Origin of the sequence: Dryocola mayonis, assembly GCF_051307045.1 — a bacterium.
Taxonomy (GTDB): Bacteria; Pseudomonadota; Gammaproteobacteria; order Enterobacterales; family Enterobacteriaceae; genus Dryocola.
Genome location: NZ_CP150452.1, coordinates 2,707,450 through 2,724,995 on the forward strand (window position 1 = coordinate 2,707,450; position 17,546 = coordinate 2,724,995).

The following is a 17,546-nucleotide window of genomic DNA, read 5'->3' on the forward strand; positions in this document are numbered from 1 at the left end:
GCCATCTTTCCTCAGGCTTGCCGGTCCGCCGGCGTCGGCGCGCCCTCATCAAGCAGCCCCTGCTTTTGCAGCGCTCGCCAGAAATCATCCGGGATCGGCACGGCAATCCACTCCAGACAGTTTTCCAGCTGCGCAACGTTACGGGTGCCGGGAACGATAGTGGGCACGGCCGGATGAGCCAGAACGAACTGCAGCGCCGCTGCCGGCAGGCTTACATGATAATCACGACAGACATTTTCAATTTTGCTGACCTTTTCCAGAATCGCTTTACTGGCCGGACCATAGTTATATTTGGCGTTCTCAACGGCGCCGGTAGCAAGAATGCCGCTGTTAAAACCGCCGCCGATAACCACCGCCGCATTGCGTTCTTCACACAGCGGCAGGAAGGCTTTTAATGCTTCCTGCTCCAGCAATGTATAGCGTCCGGCCAGCAGGAAGCAGTCAAAGTCGGCTTCCTTCAGCGCCGCATGGCACACTTCCCATTCGTTGACGCCCATTCCGACGGCTTTAATAACGCCTTCATCCCGCAGCTGTGCCAGCGCACGCCATGCGCCTTCCATCGCCTGACGAAAATAGTGCGGCTGCTTATCGCCGTGGGTATAAAAATCGCAGTCGTGGATAAAGGCGATATCGATATGCTCCAGCGCCATGCGCTGCAGGCTATCTTCGATGGAGCGCATGGTTCCCGAATAGGAATAATCAAAAATCGCCTCAAACGGCAGCGGATTGACCCATACCCCGGAGTCGATCTCGCTGCGTTTTTTAGGTTTTAACAAACGCCCCACTTTAGTGGATAAAACGTACTCATCACGCGGATACCAGCGCAGCCCGTGCCCCACTCTTGCTTCGCTCAGGCCATGGCCATACATCGGCGCAGTATCAAAATAGCGCAGGCCGCTGTCCCAGGCCTGATGAATCATGTTTTCTGATTCCTGCTCGCTGATGGGGCGAAAAATATTGCCAATCGGCGCGGCGCCGTAGCCCATTGCCGTGACCTGAATATCTGTACGACCAAAAGCATTTTTCTGTGATGGAACCATCTGTTTGCTCCCGCGTTAAGACAACGTTAATTAACTAACAAGATAGTTATAACAGAGGCAATGTTGTGAAAATGTTATCTGGGTAACAAAGCGCCATTAATTACGTTGATCCTTTATTTTTTTTCTGTAATTGTAACTAACTAGTTACTTTATTGTGTTGTGAATTACAAAGAGGATAGCGAGAATGCATGGCAAACTGAAAAGCGTCGATCAAGCCGTTGCTTTGATTAAAGATAATTCAACCGTTGCCTTCACCGGATCGGGAGGCGGTCTGCTGGAGTCGGACTATGTCATGGCGGCCATCGCGACGCGCTATCGTGAAACCGGACACCCCCGCAATCTCACCCTTATTCATGCCTTAGGCATCGGCAACGGTAAGGGATCGGGCCTGGGTCGTCTGGCTATCCCGGGGCTGGTAAAAAGGGTCATCGGCGGGCACTGGTCCTGGTCATCCGAGCTACAAAAAATGGCGCGTGACAATGAAATCGAAGCCTATTGTTTACCCACCGGAATAATCATGACGCTGTATCGCGAAAGCGGCGCCGGTCGTCCGGGCGTCATTTCAAGCGTGGGTCTGGGCACCTTTGTCGATCCGCTTATCAGCGGCGGAAAGTGCAACGATATCACCTGCGAAGATATCGTTTCTCGCATCGAACTCGACGGTGAAACCTGGCTCCATTACAAGCCGTTCAAGGTCGATGTGGCGGTGATTCATGGTTCACAGGCGGATGTGGTCGCCAATATTTCCACCAGCGAAGAGCCGGCCGAGCTGGATACCTACGCGGTGGCGTTAGCCGCGCACAATAATAACGGCATGGTGATCGCTCAGGTGAAATCGACCGCCAGCGAACACTTTGTGCCGGCCCGTAAAGTGACGGTACCCGGCGTGATGATTGACCATATCGTGGAGTGCCCTGCGCAGTGGCAAAGCTACCTCGCCGAATACGATCCGGCCATTTCCGGTCAGGTCGCGCCGCCGGATGAATATCCGCTCGAAGAGCCTGCGGAAGGCATTCGCCGCCTGATTTCAGGGCTGGCGGTGCGTGAACTGCAACCCAATATGCGCGTCAATTACGGGTTCGGTATTCCCGGCGGCATCCCGGCGATGGCGGAAAAATCCCTGGTAAGCTCCTGCTGGCAGATGGTGGAGCAAGGCATACATAACGGCCAGCTTCTTGATGGCGCACTGTTCGGTGCGGCAAAATATCCCCACGCCATCGTCAGCTCTCTCGATCAGTTCGATCTGTTTTGCGGCGGCGGTCTGGACATTACCTTTTTGGGAATGGGCGAAATGGACGCTGAAGGCAACGTCAACGTCTCGCAGCTTGGCGATACCATCGTCGGGGCCCGGCGGCTTCATTGATATTACCTGCGGAGCCAAAAAAGTGGTCTTCTGCGGCACCTTCGAAGCAAAAGGCTTGCAGGTTTGCCAGCAGGGCGACCGTTTACAAATCGAATCTCACGGCCAGATTCCCAAACTGGTGCAGAAGGTTCGACATATCACCTTCAGCGGGCCTGAGGCCATTAAACGCGGGCAGGAAGTACTGTATGTCACGGAACGCGCCGTTTTCAAACTGACGGAAGAAGGCGTGGAGCTGATTGCGGTGGTCAGCGGGGTTAACCTTGAAGAGGATATTTTACAGCGTATGCAATTTAGTCCAAAAGTCGTTTACCCCGCTACTGTATCTCTCTGAATCGTAAAGATAATGCGGGTATCAGGGCTGTAATATCCGCATTATCGTTTCGACGTTGAAATCAAGGCGCTGCTGCAGGGAATCCGCATCCATAAAATTGCGGTCAAACAAAATGGCGCCGGTATACTTATTATTAAAGTAATAGTAATTTACCGCCGCTATGGTAATCACCAGCTGCTCAGCATCGACACCCGCTCTGAAAACCCCCTGCTCAACGCCGCGCTCGAGAATACCCTGCATTAGCGTCACCATGGATTTCTGCGCGGATTTAATCGCCACCGATTTTTTCAGGTGCACGGCGCGATGAAGATTCTCGCTGTTTACCAGCGTCAGAAACTCCGGGTTTTTCAGGTAGTAATTCCAGGTAAATCTGACCAGCGTTTCGACCGCTTCCTGCGGCTCCAGGCTTTCGAGATTTAATTTTTTTTCAGCGGCGCGGATATCAAGATAGGAGTCTTCAACAACCTTCTGGAAAAGCTGCTCCTTGCTACCAAAATAGTGATAAATCATTCGTTTATTTGACTTTGCCTTTTCAGCAACCACGTCAATGCGCGCGCCGCCGAGCCCTTTTTGCGCGAACTCTCGTTTCGCCGCTTTCAGGATCCGGTTTTGTGTCGCAATAGGGTCGCGGACCTGTGCTGTTTTTTCAGAAGCTGATTTAATCATTACATCATTTTGGTTGCGGATCTGGCTGATGATTAACCCTTACTCATTGGCGGAAATCAAGAAAAATTTTTGCGTAATATCCTTTCTGCAAGCCGCTTAACAATTTCATTACAAGTAATGGCGATTCCTTATCCAAGGCAAAAACACCGTGCTAACATATGTAACTATATAGTTATATAAATTATTTTTTATGTATTTAAAACAGTTGGATAAGAGTAATTAACATTCTTTTTATCTTGCCAGCCTTCAGCACAAACCGCGCAGGATGACCATTAACACGCACAGGCTCTTACCGACCGGTAAGGAATGCTATGAACTATGGGAAAGAGGATTATGAGCAATACATTTCATCATGTAGACGTTAACCACCCTTTGCTGCCTGAAAAAGCACGTGAATTTCAGATGTTCATCAACGGCAAATGGACCAAGGGTCATAGCAGCGAAAGTTTTGTCCGTAAAAGCCCGGCGCACGATAGTGTGGTTAGCACTTATCCGGCCGGAACCGCCGAGGACGTTGATGACGCGGTAAAAGCCGCCCGCGGAGCCTTTGACTCCGGCACATGGTCGCGTATCAGCGGCGGCGCGCGGGCAGCGGTTATGCTGAAAACCGCGCAGCTCATTCGTGAGAACCTGGCCGAGCTGGCGCTGCTCGAAACGCTGGAAACCGGTAAGCCCCTTACCCAGTCCCGCGGCGAGATCCAGGGCGCGGCGGATATCTGGGAATATGCGGCCGGGCTGGCGCGCAGCGTTAACGGCGACAGCTTTAATAACCTCGGCGACAATATGCTGGGTCTGGTTACGCGCGAACCCATCGGCGTAGTCGGCGTTATTACGCCGTGGAACTTCCCTTTCTTTATCGGCGCGGAGCGTTACCCCTATATTCTGGCGGCGGGCTGTACGCTGGTGGCGAAAGCCGCCGAAATCACCTCCGGCACCACGCTGCTGCTGGCGGGGATTCTTAAAGAAGCGGGCCTGCCTGACGGCGTGTTTAACGTCGTGACCGGCAGCGGTTCGGTAGTGGGTCAACGCATCACCGAGCATAGCGACATCGACATGGTGTCCTTTACCGGTTCCACCGCCGTCGGCCAGATGGCCCTGCAGGCTTCGGCAAAAAATATTAAGCGTCTGGGGCTGGAGCTGGGCGGCAAAAACCCGCAGGTCGTTTTCGCCGATGCCGATATGGACGCGGCCCTCGACGGCACGTTATTTGGCTTCCTGTTCAATACCGGGCAGTGCTGCGTAAGCGGCAGCCGTTTGCTGGTTGAACGTTCAATCCATGCAGAATTCTGCCGGAAGCTGGTTGAACGCGCGAAGAAAGTGCAAAGCGGCGACCCGCTAAATGAAAGCACGCAGATTGGCGCGATTATCACCGAGAAACACTACCAGACCGTGCTGGGCTATATCGAGCAGGGAAAAAAAGAGGGAGCCCGGCTGCTTACCGGCGGCCACGCGGTTAAGACCGACAAAGGCCTGTTTATCGAACCCACTATTTTTGATGATGTTACCCCGGAGATGACCGTTTTCCGCGAAGAGATCTTCGGGCCGGTGCTTTGCGTAACGCCTTTTGACAGCTATGAAGAGGCCATCAGGATTGCCAATGATACCTGTTACGGGCTGGCGGCCAGCGTCTGGACCTCCAACCTGGATAAAGCGGTCCAGGGATTCCGCGATCTGAAAGCGGGCAGACTGTGGGTGAATACCACTATCGCCGGCGGCCCTGAACTGCCTTCCGGCGGCTTTAAGCAATCGGGCATCGGACGCGAAAGCGGCAGCTACGGCCTTGATGAATATACCGAAATTAAATCCGTGCATATCCAGTTAGGCCAGCGCGCCAAATGGCTCGCTGAATGATTTTTGGGCAGGGGATCAGACATGTACGACTTCATTATTATTGGCGGCGGTTCGGCGGGTAGCGTTCTCGCGTCACGCTTAAGCGAAAACGCCGACTGTAAGGTATTGCTGGTTGAGGCAGGCCCGAAGGACAGCAACCCTTATATCCATTTGCCCGTCGGCTTTAGCAAACTTACCGCCGGGCCGCTGACCTGGGGTTATAAAACCGTATCCCAGCCTCAGCTTGGCAACCGGGAACTGCTGTTTGCTCAGGGGCGCGTGCTGGGAGGCGGCAGCTCAATCAACGCCGAAGTGTTCACCCGCGGCACGCCCTCGGATTACGATCGCTGGGCCGCGGAAGAAGGCTGCGAAGGCTGGTCGTTTGCCGATATTCAGCGCTATTTCATTAAATCCGAAGATAACGATACTTTTTCAGATGCCTGGCACGGCTCGGGCGGACCTCTGGGCGTTTCCAGCCCGGTCAGCGCCAACCTGATGAGCAAAACTTTTAGCAAAGCCTGTCAGCAGGCGGGTCTGCCCTATAATCCTGATTTCAACGGCGCCACGCAGGCCGGCTGCGGTCTGTATCAAACCACTACCCGTAACGCCCGCCGCTGTTCTGCGGCGGTGGGTTATCTTAAAGACGCGGGCCGACGAGGTAATCTCACCATTAAAACCGGCTGCCATATTTCACGTCTGATAATCGATAACAATCGCGCCGTCGGCGTGGAGATTTATCAGGACGGTAAGCGGCTGCTACTGCACGCCAGCCGCGAAGTTATCGTTAGCGCCGGCGCAATTGGTTCGCCTAAACTGCTGCAGCTTTCGGGCATTGGCGCGGCGGATGAACTGACGAAAAAAGGGATTTCGGTGGCGGTGGATCTGCCCGGCGTTGGAGAGAACCTGCAGGACCATCTTGGCGTCGATCTGATCTTCGAACTCAGCAACGCCCTTAGCTACGACAAGTACAAAAAGACGCACTGGATGCTGTGGGCCGGGCTGGAATATATGCTGTTCCGCAAAGGGCCGGTGTGCTCGAATATTGTTGAAGGCGGCGCGTTCTGGTATGCCGATAAGCAGTCCGTTAATCCGGATACGCAAATCCATTTCCTGGCGGGCGCGGGCGTAGAAGCCGGTATCGAACCGGTGCCTTCCGGTTCGGGCGTCACTATCAACAGCTATTTTCTGCGTCCGCGCAGCCGTGGCCGGGTGACTTTGCGAACCGCAGACTCCAGCGACGCCCCGCTCATCGATCCAAACTACCTCAGCGATCCTTACGATCTGAAAATGACCGTTGAGGGATGCAAGCTGATGCGCAATATCATGCAGCAAAGCGCGTTCTCGCCCTATATTCGCCGTGAGCATATGCCCGGCAGCGAGGCGCAAAGCGACAGGGATCTGGAAAACTACATCCGCAATTTTGCGCGCACCTGCTATCACCCTGTGGGAACCTGCAAAATGGGAATCGACGAGATGGCGGTCGTTGATACGCAGTTACGCGTCCGGGGTATCGAGGGGCTGCGCGTGGTGGACTCCTCGGTGATGCCAAGCCTGGTCAGCTCCAATACCAATGCGCCGACGATTATGATTGCAGAGAAAGCAAGCGATCTGATTATCGCGTCGAACTGATCACAAATTGCTGCCCATGTGCTTATCCATGGGCAAAAATCGGTTGATTAAATAACTAAATAGTTATTTACTTAAATTGAAAAAAACATGTGAAAACATCCCGAGAGGTAGCGATGAAAATTCTCGTCCCCGTTAAACGCGTTGTCGATCATAACGTAAAAATCAGGGTTAAAAGCGATGGCAGCCAGCTCGATCTGGCCAACGCGAAAATGGCGCTCAACCCTTTCTGCGAGATTGCGGTTGAAGAAGCCATTCGCCTGAAAGAGAAAGGGCTGGCTAGTGAGATTGTGGTGGTGACTATCGGTCCGGAAATCGCCCAGGAACAGCTGCGCAGCGCGTTAGCCATGGGCGCCGATCGTGCATTGTTAATCTCCACCGAGCAGGCCCTTGAACCAATTAACCTGGCGAAGCTGCTGGCGAAAGTCGTCGAACAGGAACAGCCGTCGTTGATCCTGATGGGGAAACAGTCTATAGACGGCGACAACAACCAAACCGGGCAGATGCTCGCCGCGCTTTGCGGCTATCCGCAGGGAACCTTCGCCGCAGAAGTTGGCATTGATAATGACCGGGCTATCGTTACGCGTGAGATTGACGGCGGCCTGCAAACCCTGTCCCTGTCGCTCCCGGCCATCATCACTACCGACCTGCGTCTTAACCAACCGCGCTATACCTCCCTGCCCAACATGATGAAGGCCAAGAAGAAGCCGCTCAGCATCAGGCCGGTTGAGGAATATGACCTTGAACTACCTCCGCACACGACGCTGTTAAAAGTAGAAGCCCCGCCGGTGCGCGAGGCAGGCGTACGCGTCGATAGCGTGGATGAACTGTTGAACAAGCTGAAAAACGAAGCGAAGGTGATTTGATATGGCTACTCTACTTCTCGTCGAACATGACAATAACCAGCTCAACGCGGTGACCTTTAACGCCGTCAGCGCCGCCCGGGAGCTTGGCGGCGACATTACCCTGCTGGTGGCGGGCGAAAATTGCCGCGCGGTAGCGGAAAAAGCGGCGCGCATTGCGGGCGTGTCAAAAGTATTGCTGGCGGACAACGCCGCCTGTAAAAATCAGCTGGCCGAAAACGTTGCCGCGCTGATTCTCTCCCTGCGCGAGGGTTACAGCCATATCCTCGCCGTCGCCAACTCAAATGGTAAAAATATCCTGCCCCGCGTGGCGGCGCTGGCCGACGTTGCGCAAATTTCCGATGTGATTTCGGTTATCAGTCCCAGCGTCTTCAGACGCCCAATCTATGCAGGCAGCGCCATCGCCACCGTCGAGAGCCACGATAAGCTGGTGGTGCTGACCGTCCGCGCCTCCAGTTTCCCGGCGGCCCAAAGCGGGGAATCCTCAGCGCCGATTGAAGAGGTAAGCGATGTCGTTAACCAGCCGGGCGCTGACTTCATTAGCGAAGAGCTGGCGCAGTCAGACCGTCCTCAGCTGTCTACCGCGCGCGTAGTAGTTTCCGGCGGCCGGGCGTTAGGCAGCCGCGAAAACTTTGCGCTGATCGAACAGCTTGCCGACAAGCTGCACGGCGCGGTCGGCGCATCGCGGGCCGCCGTTGACGCAGGTATGGTCGCTAACGATCTGCAGGTTGGACAGACCGGTAAGATTGTTGCGCCCGATCTCTATATCGCGGTGGGTATCTCCGGCGCGATCCAACACCTGGCGGGGATGAGCAATGCCAAAGTCATCGTTGCCATTAACAGTGACGAAGAAGCGCCGATTTTCAAAATCGCGGATTACAGCCTGGTGGGCGATCTGTTCGAGATTGTCCCGCAGCTGGTAGCAAAACTCTGATTACCAAGGGGCAGGCAACGAAAGATGGAGGTTATGGTGGAACGTGAAACGATGGAATTCGACGTCCTCATTGTCGGGGGCGGCCCTGCCGGGCTGTCGGCAGCCTGCCGGCTGATGCAGATGGCGCGAGAAGAAGATCGCCAGCTGAGCGTTTGCGTTATTGAAAAAGGCGCCGAGATTGGCGCGCATATTCTTTCCGGAGCGGTATTTGAGCCCCGGGCGCTCAACGAGCTTTTTCCTGACTGGCAGCAGCTCGGCGCGCCGCTGAATACCGCCGTCGCTGAAGACGAGCTGTTGCTGTTACGCGATGCCGAAAGGTTCTGGAAGATCCCCGCCGCTTTTATCCCTGCTCCGATGCACAACGAAGGTAATTATGTCATCAGCCTGGCGGATTTTTGCCGCTGGCTCGCCCGGCAGGCCGAGTCGCTGGGGGTGGATATTTTTCCGGGCTTCGCCGCCGCCAGCATTCTCTATGATGATGCGGGCGCGGTAGCTGGCGTCACGACCGGCGATATGGGGCTCAATGCTAAAGGGGAAGAAAAACCCGGTTTTACGCCGGGTATGAACCTGCTGGCGAAATATACGCTCTTCGCCGAAGGCTGCCGCGGTCATCTGGGCAAACAGCTAATCGCCAATTATCAGCTTGATGCCGATTCCGACCCGCAGCATTACGCGATTGGTATTAAGGAGCTGTGGGAGATCGCGCCGGAAAAAAGCCAGCCCGGCCGCGTTATACACGCCTCCGGCTGGCCGCTTAACGGCGAAACATCGGGCGGTAGCTTTCTCTACCATACGGAAAACAACCAGGTCGTGGTTGGGCTGATTGTCGATCTCAACTACCGCAATCCCTGGCTAAGCCCGTTCGATGAGTTTCAGCGCATGAAGCACCACCCGGCCTTTAGCGAAACCCTGAGCGGCGGGAAACGTATATCTTACGGAGCGCGCGCCATTACTAAAGGGGGTATCAACGCGCTGCCGAAAATGCATTTCCCCGGTGGACTGCTGATTGGCTGCGACGCGGGGACGCTTAACTTCGCCAAGATTAAGGGCAGCCATACGGCAATGAAAAGCGGGATGCTGGCGGCAGAAACGGTATATCAGGCCTTAACGGCTACTCCCGGTGAGAAAAGAGATCTTAGCGGTTTCGCGCAGGCGTTTAGCGAATCATGGATCGGAGAAGAGCTGCGCCGGTCGCGCAATTTTGGGCCGTCATTGCACCGTTTCGGCACCCTGCTGGGCGGCGCATTCAACTATATCGAGCAAAACTGGTTTAAAGGAAAGCTGCCGTTTACGTTGCATGACAGAAAAGCGGATCATCTGCAGCTGCGCTGCGCTGAACAAAGCACGCCGATCGCCTATCCGAAGCCGGATAACCAGCTGAGCTTTGACAAGCTCTCTTCCGTATATCTGGCTAATACGTCGCATGATGAGGATCAGCCTTGCCATCTTAAACTGAAAGATGCCGGACTGTCCGTGCGGGAAACGCTGCCGCTTTTTGCCGAGCCGGCGCAGCGCTATTGCCCGGCGGGCGTTTATGAAATCATCGCCTTAGAAGGCAAATCTGCATTACAGATAAACGCGCAGAACTGCGTGCACTGTAAAACCTGCGATATTAAAGATCCTTTCCAGAATATCGTCTGGACGGTGCCGGAAGGGGGAAGCGGCCCCAACTATCCTAATATGTGATGTTACGACTTTCAGCCCCGGCAAGCGCCGGGGTTTTCTTTGCGTGCGATATCCACCCTTCCCTCTGCCCGCCCCGCATTACACGCAAAAAAAAGCACCCCGTCAGGGGTGCTCAACCTTCTTTATCCGGCGCTACGCCAGTAGATTACGGCCGATAATCATGCGTTGGATCTGGTTAGTACCTTCATAGATTTGGGTGATTTTGGCATCGCGATACAGACGCTCCACCTCAACGCCGCGAATGTAACCGCCGCCGCCAAAGATTTGCACCGCATTACCGCTGTGAAGCACCGCGGCATCGCCAGCAAAGCATTTAGCCATCGAGCAGGCAATTGAGGTATCCGGCGCGTCGGTGTCAATTTTATACGCCGCGCTGTGCACCAGCAGACGCGCGGCTTCGGTGTCTTTGGCGATATCCGCCAGCATAAACTGCACGCCCTGGAAATCAGCGATAGGTTTACCGAACTGTTCGCGCTGTTTCGCATACTCAATGGCCGCTTCAAGCCCGGCGCGCGCAATGCCTACCGCCAGCGCACCGATGCCCACGCGGCCTTTATTCAGCACGCTCATCATAATATGGAAGCCGCGGTTTTCAGGCCCCAGCAGCGCCTGGGCCGGCAGTTTTACCTGGTTGAAGTGTAACTCGCCGACCTGCGAGGAGCGCTGCCCCATTTTGTGTTCTTTTGCGCCACGGGAAACCCCTTCGCGGGAGCAGTCGACAATAAAGATGCTCATACCGCGATGGCCGGCTTCTTTATCCGTGCGCGCAAGTACGAAGGCGACATCGGCCACCGGCGCATTATGGATCCACAGCTTGCTGCCGCTTAGCACCCAGCCGTCCTCGGTACGCGTAGCGGTGGTTTTAATGCCGGAGACGTCAGAACCAGCCCCGGCTTCGGTGATGCAATAAGCGCCTTTAACAGACGCGCTTAACAACCCCGGCAGCCACTGTTCGCGCTGTTCGGCATTACCGTATTTTGACAGCAGCGTTCCCAGCAGCTCCACCAGCCCACACTGGTCGGCGATGGAAGCATAACCGCGGGACAGCTCTTCCATCACCACGGCATAGGCTACCGCATCCAGACCTACCCCGCCGTACTCTTCCGGAACGGTGATGCCAAAAAGCCCCAGCTCGCCCATTTGCTGATAAATCTCGCCGGCAAAGCGTTCTTCGCGATCCAGCTCTTCGGCCTGAGGGCGAATCACTTCGTCGGCAAACTTGCGGGTCATTTCGCGGATCTGTTGATGGGTTTCAGTCAAATACATGGTCGTCCTCCTGCCAGCTATTGGTCGCATCGCTGCCCCGCAGCGACGCCTGAATATAATAAATAAATAACTAGATAGTTACTACAATGGATAGATATTGATGTCAATCCTGTTAAATAATTGTTGTTAACTCGCCGACAATTATTCACATCAAAGGCGGTAACCCGGCTACGGGAAGCAGTCCGGGTTATCACTTTAGCCTTTTGTATCTTGACTTTTCATGGGTCGAAAAGTAAACATAACAAGTAACTAAATAGATACTTAACGAAGGAAAAAACATGCTGAATATTCATCTGCCAACGCCTGAAGGCATCATCGCTGATTATCGTCTGCTGACTACAGAAGAACGCGCTATCGCTATTACACCTGCTTTTAATCGTATCGCCTATGCCGCCGCACACGTGGTCATAGATCCTCAGCACCAGGGAGCGGACTGGCTAAAAAACCCGCGCGTCGACTGGGATTCGACGCTGGCCTATCGGCATCATCTCTGGCGCCTGGGATTCAATATTGCCGAGGCGATGGACACCGCCCAACGCGGCATGGGAATAAGCTGGGACATCGCCAGGGAGCTGATTGTCCGTACGCTACAGGAAGCGAAAACGGTGCCGGGCGCCGACCTTGCCGCCGGCGTGGGAACCGATCAGCTGGAGGCGGCCGAAGCTACGACGCTTGCACAGGTGATTGCGGCTTATGAAGAACAGATGGAGCTGGTGGAAAAACACAACGGGAAAATTATTCTGATGGCCAGCCGGGCGCTGGCGAAAGTGGCAAAAACGCCGCAGGATTATCTCGCCGTGTATAACCGCCTGCTTGAACAAAGCAAAGATAAAATTATCCTGCACTGGCTGGGCGATATGTTTGATCCGGCGCTGACCGGCTACTGGGGTTCGACGGCGTTTGAAACCGCCGCCGATACCGTACTTGAGATCATCTCAAACAACGTTGACAAAGTTGAGGGCATTAAGATTTCGCTGCTGAGTAAGGAAAAAGAGATCGCTTTCCGTAAACGCCTGCCATCACAGGTAAAAATGTTTACCGGCGACGATTTTAATTATCCGGAGCTGATCGAGGGAGAAGATGGCTATTACTCGCATGCGCTATTAGGCATTTTTGACGCCATCGCTCCGGTTGCCGCAGCCGCGCTCAACGAGCTGGCGCAGGGCAATAAGAGTGAATACTACCGTTTGATGAACCCAACCGTTCCCCTGTCGCGGGAAATCTTTAAGGCGCCGACGCAATATTACAAGGCGGGCATTGTGTTTCTTGCCTGGCTTAACGGCCAGCAGAAACATTTCACGATGGCGGGCGGGATGCAGGCCGCGCGCGAGATTAGCCATTATGCCGCGATCTTCCGCCTGGCAGACCAGGCCGGGCCTGCTGCAGAACCCGCAGCTTGCCACCCAGCGCATGCAAAGCCTGCTTAAGCTTTATGGCCTGTAAGTCCTGAAACCGCCTGGGCGAATTTTCCCAGAGTTGCGAACTCTGGGAAAATACAGGCGCTAGCCAAATTCACGGTGGCGCTGTTTACAAATGGCGAGCACTTCGTCCGGGTCCCGCTGCCACCAGTTGTTCTGTGAAAAGATTTCGACTTCATGCAGGCCTGCATAACCCAGCATCTCTATCGCCTGACGAAAACCCCTGATATCGATCACGCCATCGCCCATCATCCCGCGATCCAATAGCATATCTGTCGTCGGGGCCAGCCAGTCGCAAATATGAAAAGCCAGCAGCCGACGCAGCCCCGCCCTTTCAATCTGCTGCTGGAACTGTGGGTCCCACCAGGTGTGATATAAATCAACCGCGATTCCCAGCCCTTCATCCCCCAGTTCGTCACACAGATCGTTAGCCTGCGCCAGCGTGTTTACGCATGCGCGCTCGGCGGCATACATGGGATGCAAAGGTTCAATCGCCAGCGGCATTCCCAGCGGGCGCGCATAGTCCAGCAGTTCGCTTAAGCCATCGCGCACCTGCTGCCTGGCGCCGGGCAAATCTTTGGAGCCTGCAGGAAGCCCGCCCACCACCAGCACCAGACAAGGCGCGCCAAGTTCAAGCGCTTCATCCACCGCCCGGCGATTATCCAGCGCTTTCTCACGACGTTCCTCGGGCGTGCTGCCGGGGAACATACCGCCCCGACAGTAGCCGCTAAGGATCAGGTCGTGGTGGCGAATAAGCCGCGCGGACTCTTTTAATCCCAGCGCCTGTACCTGGTCGCGCCATGGAGCTATGCCGCGGATCTCATGCCGGGCGCAGCCTTCAACGATCTGATCAAGTTTCCATCGCTGCCGCACCGTTGCGGTATTGAGGGACAGTTTATGACTGTCGGGTTGATTCATTTCCGTTACCTCATTGTTTTTGCAAAAAAAACGTCAATTCTAAACGTGTTTAAAATAATGATCGTTAACAAAGAATTATAGAAATTAAGGCGTTAGATAAACACGATTAATATCACATAACTAACTTGTTAGTTACATTTGGCGGGATTTTTTTCGCAAAGCAATGACCTCTGCTAAACGCGCCTGGCTGACCTACACTTTTATCGACGGTTATCACACGGCAACTCAGTGCAGAGGACATTATGGTATCTCTACCTTTTACCCGATCGCTGCGGTTTACGACAGGCACCGAACTGGAACTCCAGTTGATAGACAGGATGGATGCCCGGCTGGTGGATAAAGCTGATAGCGTCCTGGCCGATATGGGAAACAGCCAACAGATAAAGCCTGAGCTAACCAAGTCGATGATCGAGCTGAACAGCTCGGTGCACGCTTCGGTGCTGGATCTGCATGAAGAACTTTCCTGTCTTGCGCGCAACGTGCGTGAGGTCGCAAGGCAACATGGCTGCGACGTGGCGGGCGGCGGGCGCCATCTGGATGGCGACTGGCGGGAACAGGTGATAAGCGACCTGCAGCGCCATCAAAATCTCGCGGTACGCTACGGCTACATCACCAAAATGGCCTGCGTATTTGGCCAGCATATCCACATTGGCGTGCAGGATGGCGATGAGGCCATTTATCTTTGCCACGCGCTCATCCCCTATCTGCCGCATCTGGTGGCGCTAAGCGCCTCCTCGCCGTGGCTTAACGGCGTGGATACCTCCTTTTCAAGCTCGCGCTTTACCGGGCAGAACGCCTTTCTCAACAGCGAGCTTATCGAAAACATTTATAACTGGAACGAATTCGTCGCGCTTTACCAGGAGCTGAGCGATATCGGCATCATTAAAAGCATCAAGGATATTTACTGGTATGTCAGGCCGCAGCCGGCCCCTGGGCACGATTGAGATAAGAATATGCGATATGCCGTTGACGATATTTCACGCGGCTATGCTGACGGGCTACAGCAGGATACTGGTTCAGTATCTGTTAGCTAAGCGGGTAAACATCGTTAAAAAGCATCATGCCGTTGAAAAATACGATATTTTTAACGCGCGCCGGGACGGATTGCAGGCCAGTTACGTCAGCCCTGCGGATAATCAACGCCAGCCGCTGGCGGGCCATATTTTGCGCACCGTGGAAACGCTCTCCTCTTTTACGCGTAGCGACGAGGACAGCTACGTTCTGCAATACATTGCGAAATACGTAAAGAAAGGCGTCAACGATTCGGACAGAATACGCAGCATGATTAAGCGAGCGGTGGATTTAAATACCGTGATGGATCGCATGCGAAAAATGCTGTTATCAGCGCCCGGAAACTATAAAAGGTAGCTTTTCTGCTGCTGATAAAAAGGCCGCTTAAGCGGCCTTTTTTAAAGACTAACTATTTGCTGCGGCTCGCAATAATGGCCTCCGCCACGTTATCTGGCGCTTGCGCATAATGATGGAACTCCATGTTATAGGTCGCGCGTCCCTGGGACATGGAGCGCAGCGTGGTCGAGTAGCCAAACATTTCTGAAAGCGGCACGTCGGCGCGAATAATATGGCTGCCGAACCTTTCATCCATGCCCTGCACCATGCCGCGCCGTGAGGCGAGATCGCCCATCACGTTGCCGGCATACTCTTCCGGCGTTTCCACCTCGACGTGCATGATGGGTTCCAGAATGACCGGGCTTGCCCGGCGCGCGCCCTCTTTGAAGCCAAAGATGGCCGCCATTCTGAAGGCCATCTCCGAAGAGTCCACGTCATGATACGAGCCAAAGGTCAGGGTCACCTTGACGTCCACCACCGGATAGCCCGCCAGTACGCCGTTGTTCAGCGCCTCGCGGATGCCTTTCTCAACGGAAGGTATAAATTCGCGCGGCACCACCCCGCCCTTGGTCGCGTCTTCAAAAGCAAAGCCTTTGCCGGCCCCAAGCGGTTCGAGGGTTAACACCACGTGGCCATACTGCCCTTTACCGCCCGACTGGCGGACAAATTTCCCTTCGATATCCGTCACCGTTTTGCGCAGGGTTTCCCGGTAGGTCACCTGCGGACGTCCGATATTCGCCTCCACGCCAAACTCGCGCCGCATCCTGTCGACGATGATCTCCAGATGCAGCTCGCCCATGCCGGAAATAATGGTCTGGCCGGACTCTTCGTCGGTGTGTAGCCGGAACGACGGATCTTCCGAAGCCAGCCGCTGCAGGGCGATGCCCATGCGTTCCTGGTCCGCTTTGGTTTTCGGCTCGATGGCCAGCGAGATCACCGGCTCCGGGAACTCCATGCGTTCCAGGGAGACCACGGCGTTCGGATCGCACAGCGTGTCGCCCGTCGTGACGTCCTTGAGCCCCACGCAGGCGGCGATATCGCCGGCGCGCAGCTCTTCCACCTCGTGCCGGTCGTTGGCATGCATCTGCACGATACGCCCGATTCGCTCCTTCTTACCTTTCACCGGGTTGTATACCGAGTCGCCTTTTTTCAGCACGCCGGAGTAGACGCGGATAAACGTCAGCTGGCCCACGTAGGGGTCGGTCATCAGCTTAAAGGCCAGCGCGGAGAAGGGTTCGCGGTCGTCCGGATGACGTTCAACCGTTTGCCCTTTCTCATCCACACCCTGAATGGAGGGGATATCGAGCGGAGACGGCATCAGCTCGACTATGGCGTCAAGCATACGCTGCACGCCCTTGTTCTTAAAGGCGCTGCCGCAGAGCATCGGCTGAATTTCACCGGCAACGGTGCGCGCACGCAGGCCCGCGACAATTTCCTCTTCGCCCAGCTCGCCCGTTTCCAGATATTTATCCATCAGCGTTTCGTTAGCTTCGGCCGCCGCCGAAATCATCTTTTCACGCCACTTTTGCGCGGTGGAAAGCAGCTCATCCGGCACGGGCGCATAGTTAAAGGTCATCCCCTGCGTGGCGTCGTCCCACAAAATAGCGCGCATCCTGATCAGGTCGACAACGCCGGTGAAACCATCCTCGGCGCCGATGGGGATAACAATGGGCACCGGATTCGCTTTCAGCCGGTCAATCATCATCTGCACCACGCGGAAGAAGTCCGCGCCCTGGCGGTCCATCTTATTGACGAAGGCCAGCCGCGGCACATGGTATTTGTTGGCCTGACGCCACACGGTTTCGGACTGCGGCTGAACGCCGCCAACCGAGTCATAGACCATCACCGCGCCGTCGAGCACGCGCATGGAACGTTCCACTTCAATAGTGAAATCGACGTGGCCGGGCGTATCGATGATATTGATACGATGCGGCGCAAAGCCGTTGTCCATGCCGGGCCAGAAGCAGCTTACCGCCGCGGAGGTAATGGTGATCCCGCGCTCCTGCTCCTGCGCCATCCAGTCCGTCGTTGCTGCGCCATCGTGAACTTCGCCCAGTTTATGGCTCATGCCGGTATAAAACAGAATGCGCTCGGTCGTCGTCGTCTTGCCGGCATCGATGTGGGCGGAAATACCAATGTTGCGATAGCGTTCGAGAGGGATGGGTCGGGGCATGATGCGTCCTTAGTCTGTTTGACCGTAAGCGACAGAAGCTGCCGCTGTTGAATGTGTCGACATCATAGTACAACTGTACGAGTAT

At 55.0% G+C, this 17,546-nt stretch carries 13 protein-coding genes and 1 pseudogene; 9 read left to right on the plus strand and 5 right to left on the minus strand.

The genetic code is table 11. The features are described from left to right. Nucleotides 1-11 precede the first annotated feature (11 nt). The gene (locus WLO32_RS13160; RefSeq protein ID WP_435945531.1) at nt 12-1,040 is read right to left on the minus strand and encodes an aldo/keto reductase; all 1,029 of its coding nucleotides are present in this window, start codon (nt 1,038-1,040) and stop codon (nt 12-14) included. A gap of 184 nt (nt 1,041-1,224) precedes the next feature. On the opposite strand from WLO32_RS13160, the pseudogene WLO32_RS13165 reads away from it, so the two are divergent. Beyond that, nucleotides 1,225-2,734, plus strand: a pseudogene (locus WLO32_RS13165) (acyl CoA:acetate/3-ketoacid CoA transferase). Nucleotides 2,735-2,755: 21 nt separating this feature from the next. On the opposite strand, the gene WLO32_RS13170 reads toward WLO32_RS13165, so the two are convergent. After that, on the minus strand, nt 2,756-3,400 hold the full coding sequence (locus WLO32_RS13170) for a TetR/AcrR family transcriptional regulator (protein WP_121267949.1): 645 nt from the start codon (nt 3,398-3,400) through the stop codon (nt 2,756-2,758). 333 nt (nt 3,401-3,733) lie between these two features. Between WLO32_RS13170 and WLO32_RS13175 the strand changes: the two genes are divergently transcribed. From WLO32_RS13175 to WLO32_RS13195, 5 genes are all read left to right on the plus strand, one after another. After that, entirely contained in the window at nt 3,734-5,251 is a 1,518-nt protein-coding gene (locus WLO32_RS13175; protein ID WP_435945532.1) for an aldehyde dehydrogenase family protein, read from the plus strand. 21 nt (nt 5,252-5,272) lie between these two features. Then, on the plus strand, nt 5,273-6,859 hold the full coding sequence (locus tag WLO32_RS13180) for a GMC family oxidoreductase (protein ID WP_435945533.1): 1,587 nt from the start codon (nt 5,273-5,275) through the stop codon (nt 6,857-6,859). A gap of 113 nt (nt 6,860-6,972) precedes the next feature. Then, a complete protein-coding gene (locus tag WLO32_RS13185; protein WP_435945534.1) occupies nt 6,973-7,722 on the plus strand; it encodes an electron transfer flavoprotein subunit beta/FixA family protein in 750 nt (249 codons plus the stop codon). A gap of 1 nt (nt 7,723) precedes the next feature. Further along, the gene (locus WLO32_RS13190) at nt 7,724-8,653 is read left to right on the plus strand and encodes an electron transfer flavoprotein subunit alpha/FixB family protein (protein ID WP_435945535.1); all 930 of its coding nucleotides are present in this window, start codon (nt 7,724-7,726) and stop codon (nt 8,651-8,653) included. Between the two features lie 24 nt (nt 8,654-8,677). Then, nucleotides 8,678-10,339: an electron transfer flavoprotein-ubiquinone oxidoreductase gene (locus tag WLO32_RS13195; RefSeq protein WP_435945536.1), complete on the plus strand. Its 1,662-nt coding sequence runs from the start codon at nt 8,678-8,680 to the stop codon at nt 10,337-10,339. 132 nt (nt 10,340-10,471) lie between these two features. Here the strand turns inward: WLO32_RS13195 and WLO32_RS13200 are convergent, their stop codons facing one another. Then, a complete protein-coding gene (locus WLO32_RS13200; protein WP_435945537.1) occupies nt 10,472-11,605 on the minus strand; it encodes an acyl-CoA dehydrogenase family protein in 1,134 nt (377 codons plus the stop codon). 278 nt (nt 11,606-11,883) lie between these two features. Between WLO32_RS13200 and WLO32_RS13205 the strand changes: the two genes are divergently transcribed. Continuing rightward, entirely contained in the window at nt 11,884-13,032 is a 1,149-nt protein-coding gene (locus WLO32_RS13205) for a dihydrodipicolinate synthase family protein (RefSeq protein ID WP_435945538.1), read from the plus strand. A 75-nt stretch (nt 13,033-13,107) separates the two neighbouring features. Here WLO32_RS13205 and WLO32_RS13210 read toward each other — a convergent pair whose 3' ends face one another. After that, a complete protein-coding gene (locus WLO32_RS13210; protein ID WP_435945539.1) occupies nt 13,108-13,941 on the minus strand; it encodes a sugar phosphate isomerase/epimerase family protein in 834 nt (277 codons plus the stop codon). Between the two features lie 305 nt (nt 13,942-14,246). On the opposite strand from WLO32_RS13210, the gene WLO32_RS13215 reads away from it, so the two are divergent. Further along, on the plus strand, nt 14,247-14,885 hold the full coding sequence (locus tag WLO32_RS13215; RefSeq protein ID WP_435945540.1) for a glutamate-cysteine ligase family protein: 639 nt from the start codon (nt 14,247-14,249) through the stop codon (nt 14,883-14,885). A gap of 16 nt (nt 14,886-14,901) precedes the next feature. Further along, a complete protein-coding gene (locus tag WLO32_RS13220) occupies nt 14,902-15,309 on the plus strand; it encodes a hypothetical protein (RefSeq protein ID WP_435945541.1) in 408 nt (135 codons plus the stop codon). Between the two features lie 52 nt (nt 15,310-15,361). On the opposite strand, the gene fusA is transcribed toward WLO32_RS13220, so the two are convergent. Beyond that, on the minus strand, nt 15,362-17,461 hold the full coding sequence (fusA, locus tag WLO32_RS13225; protein ID WP_435945542.1) for an elongation factor G: 2,100 nt from the start codon (nt 17,459-17,461) through the stop codon (nt 15,362-15,364). Nucleotides 17,462-17,546: the final 85 nt, after the last annotated feature.

What these genes read in the sequence shown, in the direction of transcription:
- WLO32_RS13185 (WP_435945534.1), top strand. Translation starts at nt 6,973, where the DNA reads ATGAAAATTCTCGTCCCCGTTAAACGCGTTGTCGATCATAACGTAAAA.
- WLO32_RS13220 (WP_435945541.1), top strand. Translation starts at nt 14,902, where the DNA reads ATGCCGTTGACGATATTTCACGCGGCTATGCTGACGGGCTACAGCAGG.
- WLO32_RS13180 (WP_435945533.1), top strand. Translation starts at nt 5,273, where the DNA reads ATGTACGACTTCATTATTATTGGCGGCGGTTCGGCGGGTAGCGTTCTC.
- WLO32_RS13190 (WP_435945535.1), top strand. Translation starts at nt 7,724, where the DNA reads ATGGCTACTCTACTTCTCGTCGAACATGACAATAACCAGCTCAACGCG.
- WLO32_RS13205 (WP_435945538.1), top strand. Translation starts at nt 11,884, where the DNA reads ATGCTGAATATTCATCTGCCAACGCCTGAAGGCATCATCGCTGATTAT.
- WLO32_RS13170 (WP_121267949.1), bottom strand. Translation starts at nt 3,400, where the DNA reads ATGATTAAATCAGCTTCTGAAAAAACAGCACAGGTCCGCGACCCTATT.
- WLO32_RS13195 (WP_435945536.1), top strand. Translation starts at nt 8,678, where the DNA reads ATGGAGGTTATGGTGGAACGTGAAACGATGGAATTCGACGTCCTCATT.
- WLO32_RS13175 (WP_435945532.1), top strand. Translation starts at nt 3,734, where the DNA reads ATGAGCAATACATTTCATCATGTAGACGTTAACCACCCTTTGCTGCCT.
- fusA (WP_435945542.1), bottom strand. Translation starts at nt 17,461, where the DNA reads ATGCCCCGACCCATCCCTCTCGAACGCTATCGCAACATTGGTATTTCC.
- WLO32_RS13200 (WP_435945537.1), bottom strand. Translation starts at nt 11,605, where the DNA reads ATGTATTTGACTGAAACCCATCAACAGATCCGCGAAATGACCCGCAAG.
- WLO32_RS13160 (WP_435945531.1), bottom strand. Translation starts at nt 1,040, where the DNA reads ATGGTTCCATCACAGAAAAATGCTTTTGGTCGTACAGATATTCAGGTC.
- WLO32_RS13210 (WP_435945539.1), bottom strand. Translation starts at nt 13,941, where the DNA reads ATGAATCAACCCGACAGTCATAAACTGTCCCTCAATACCGCAACGGTG.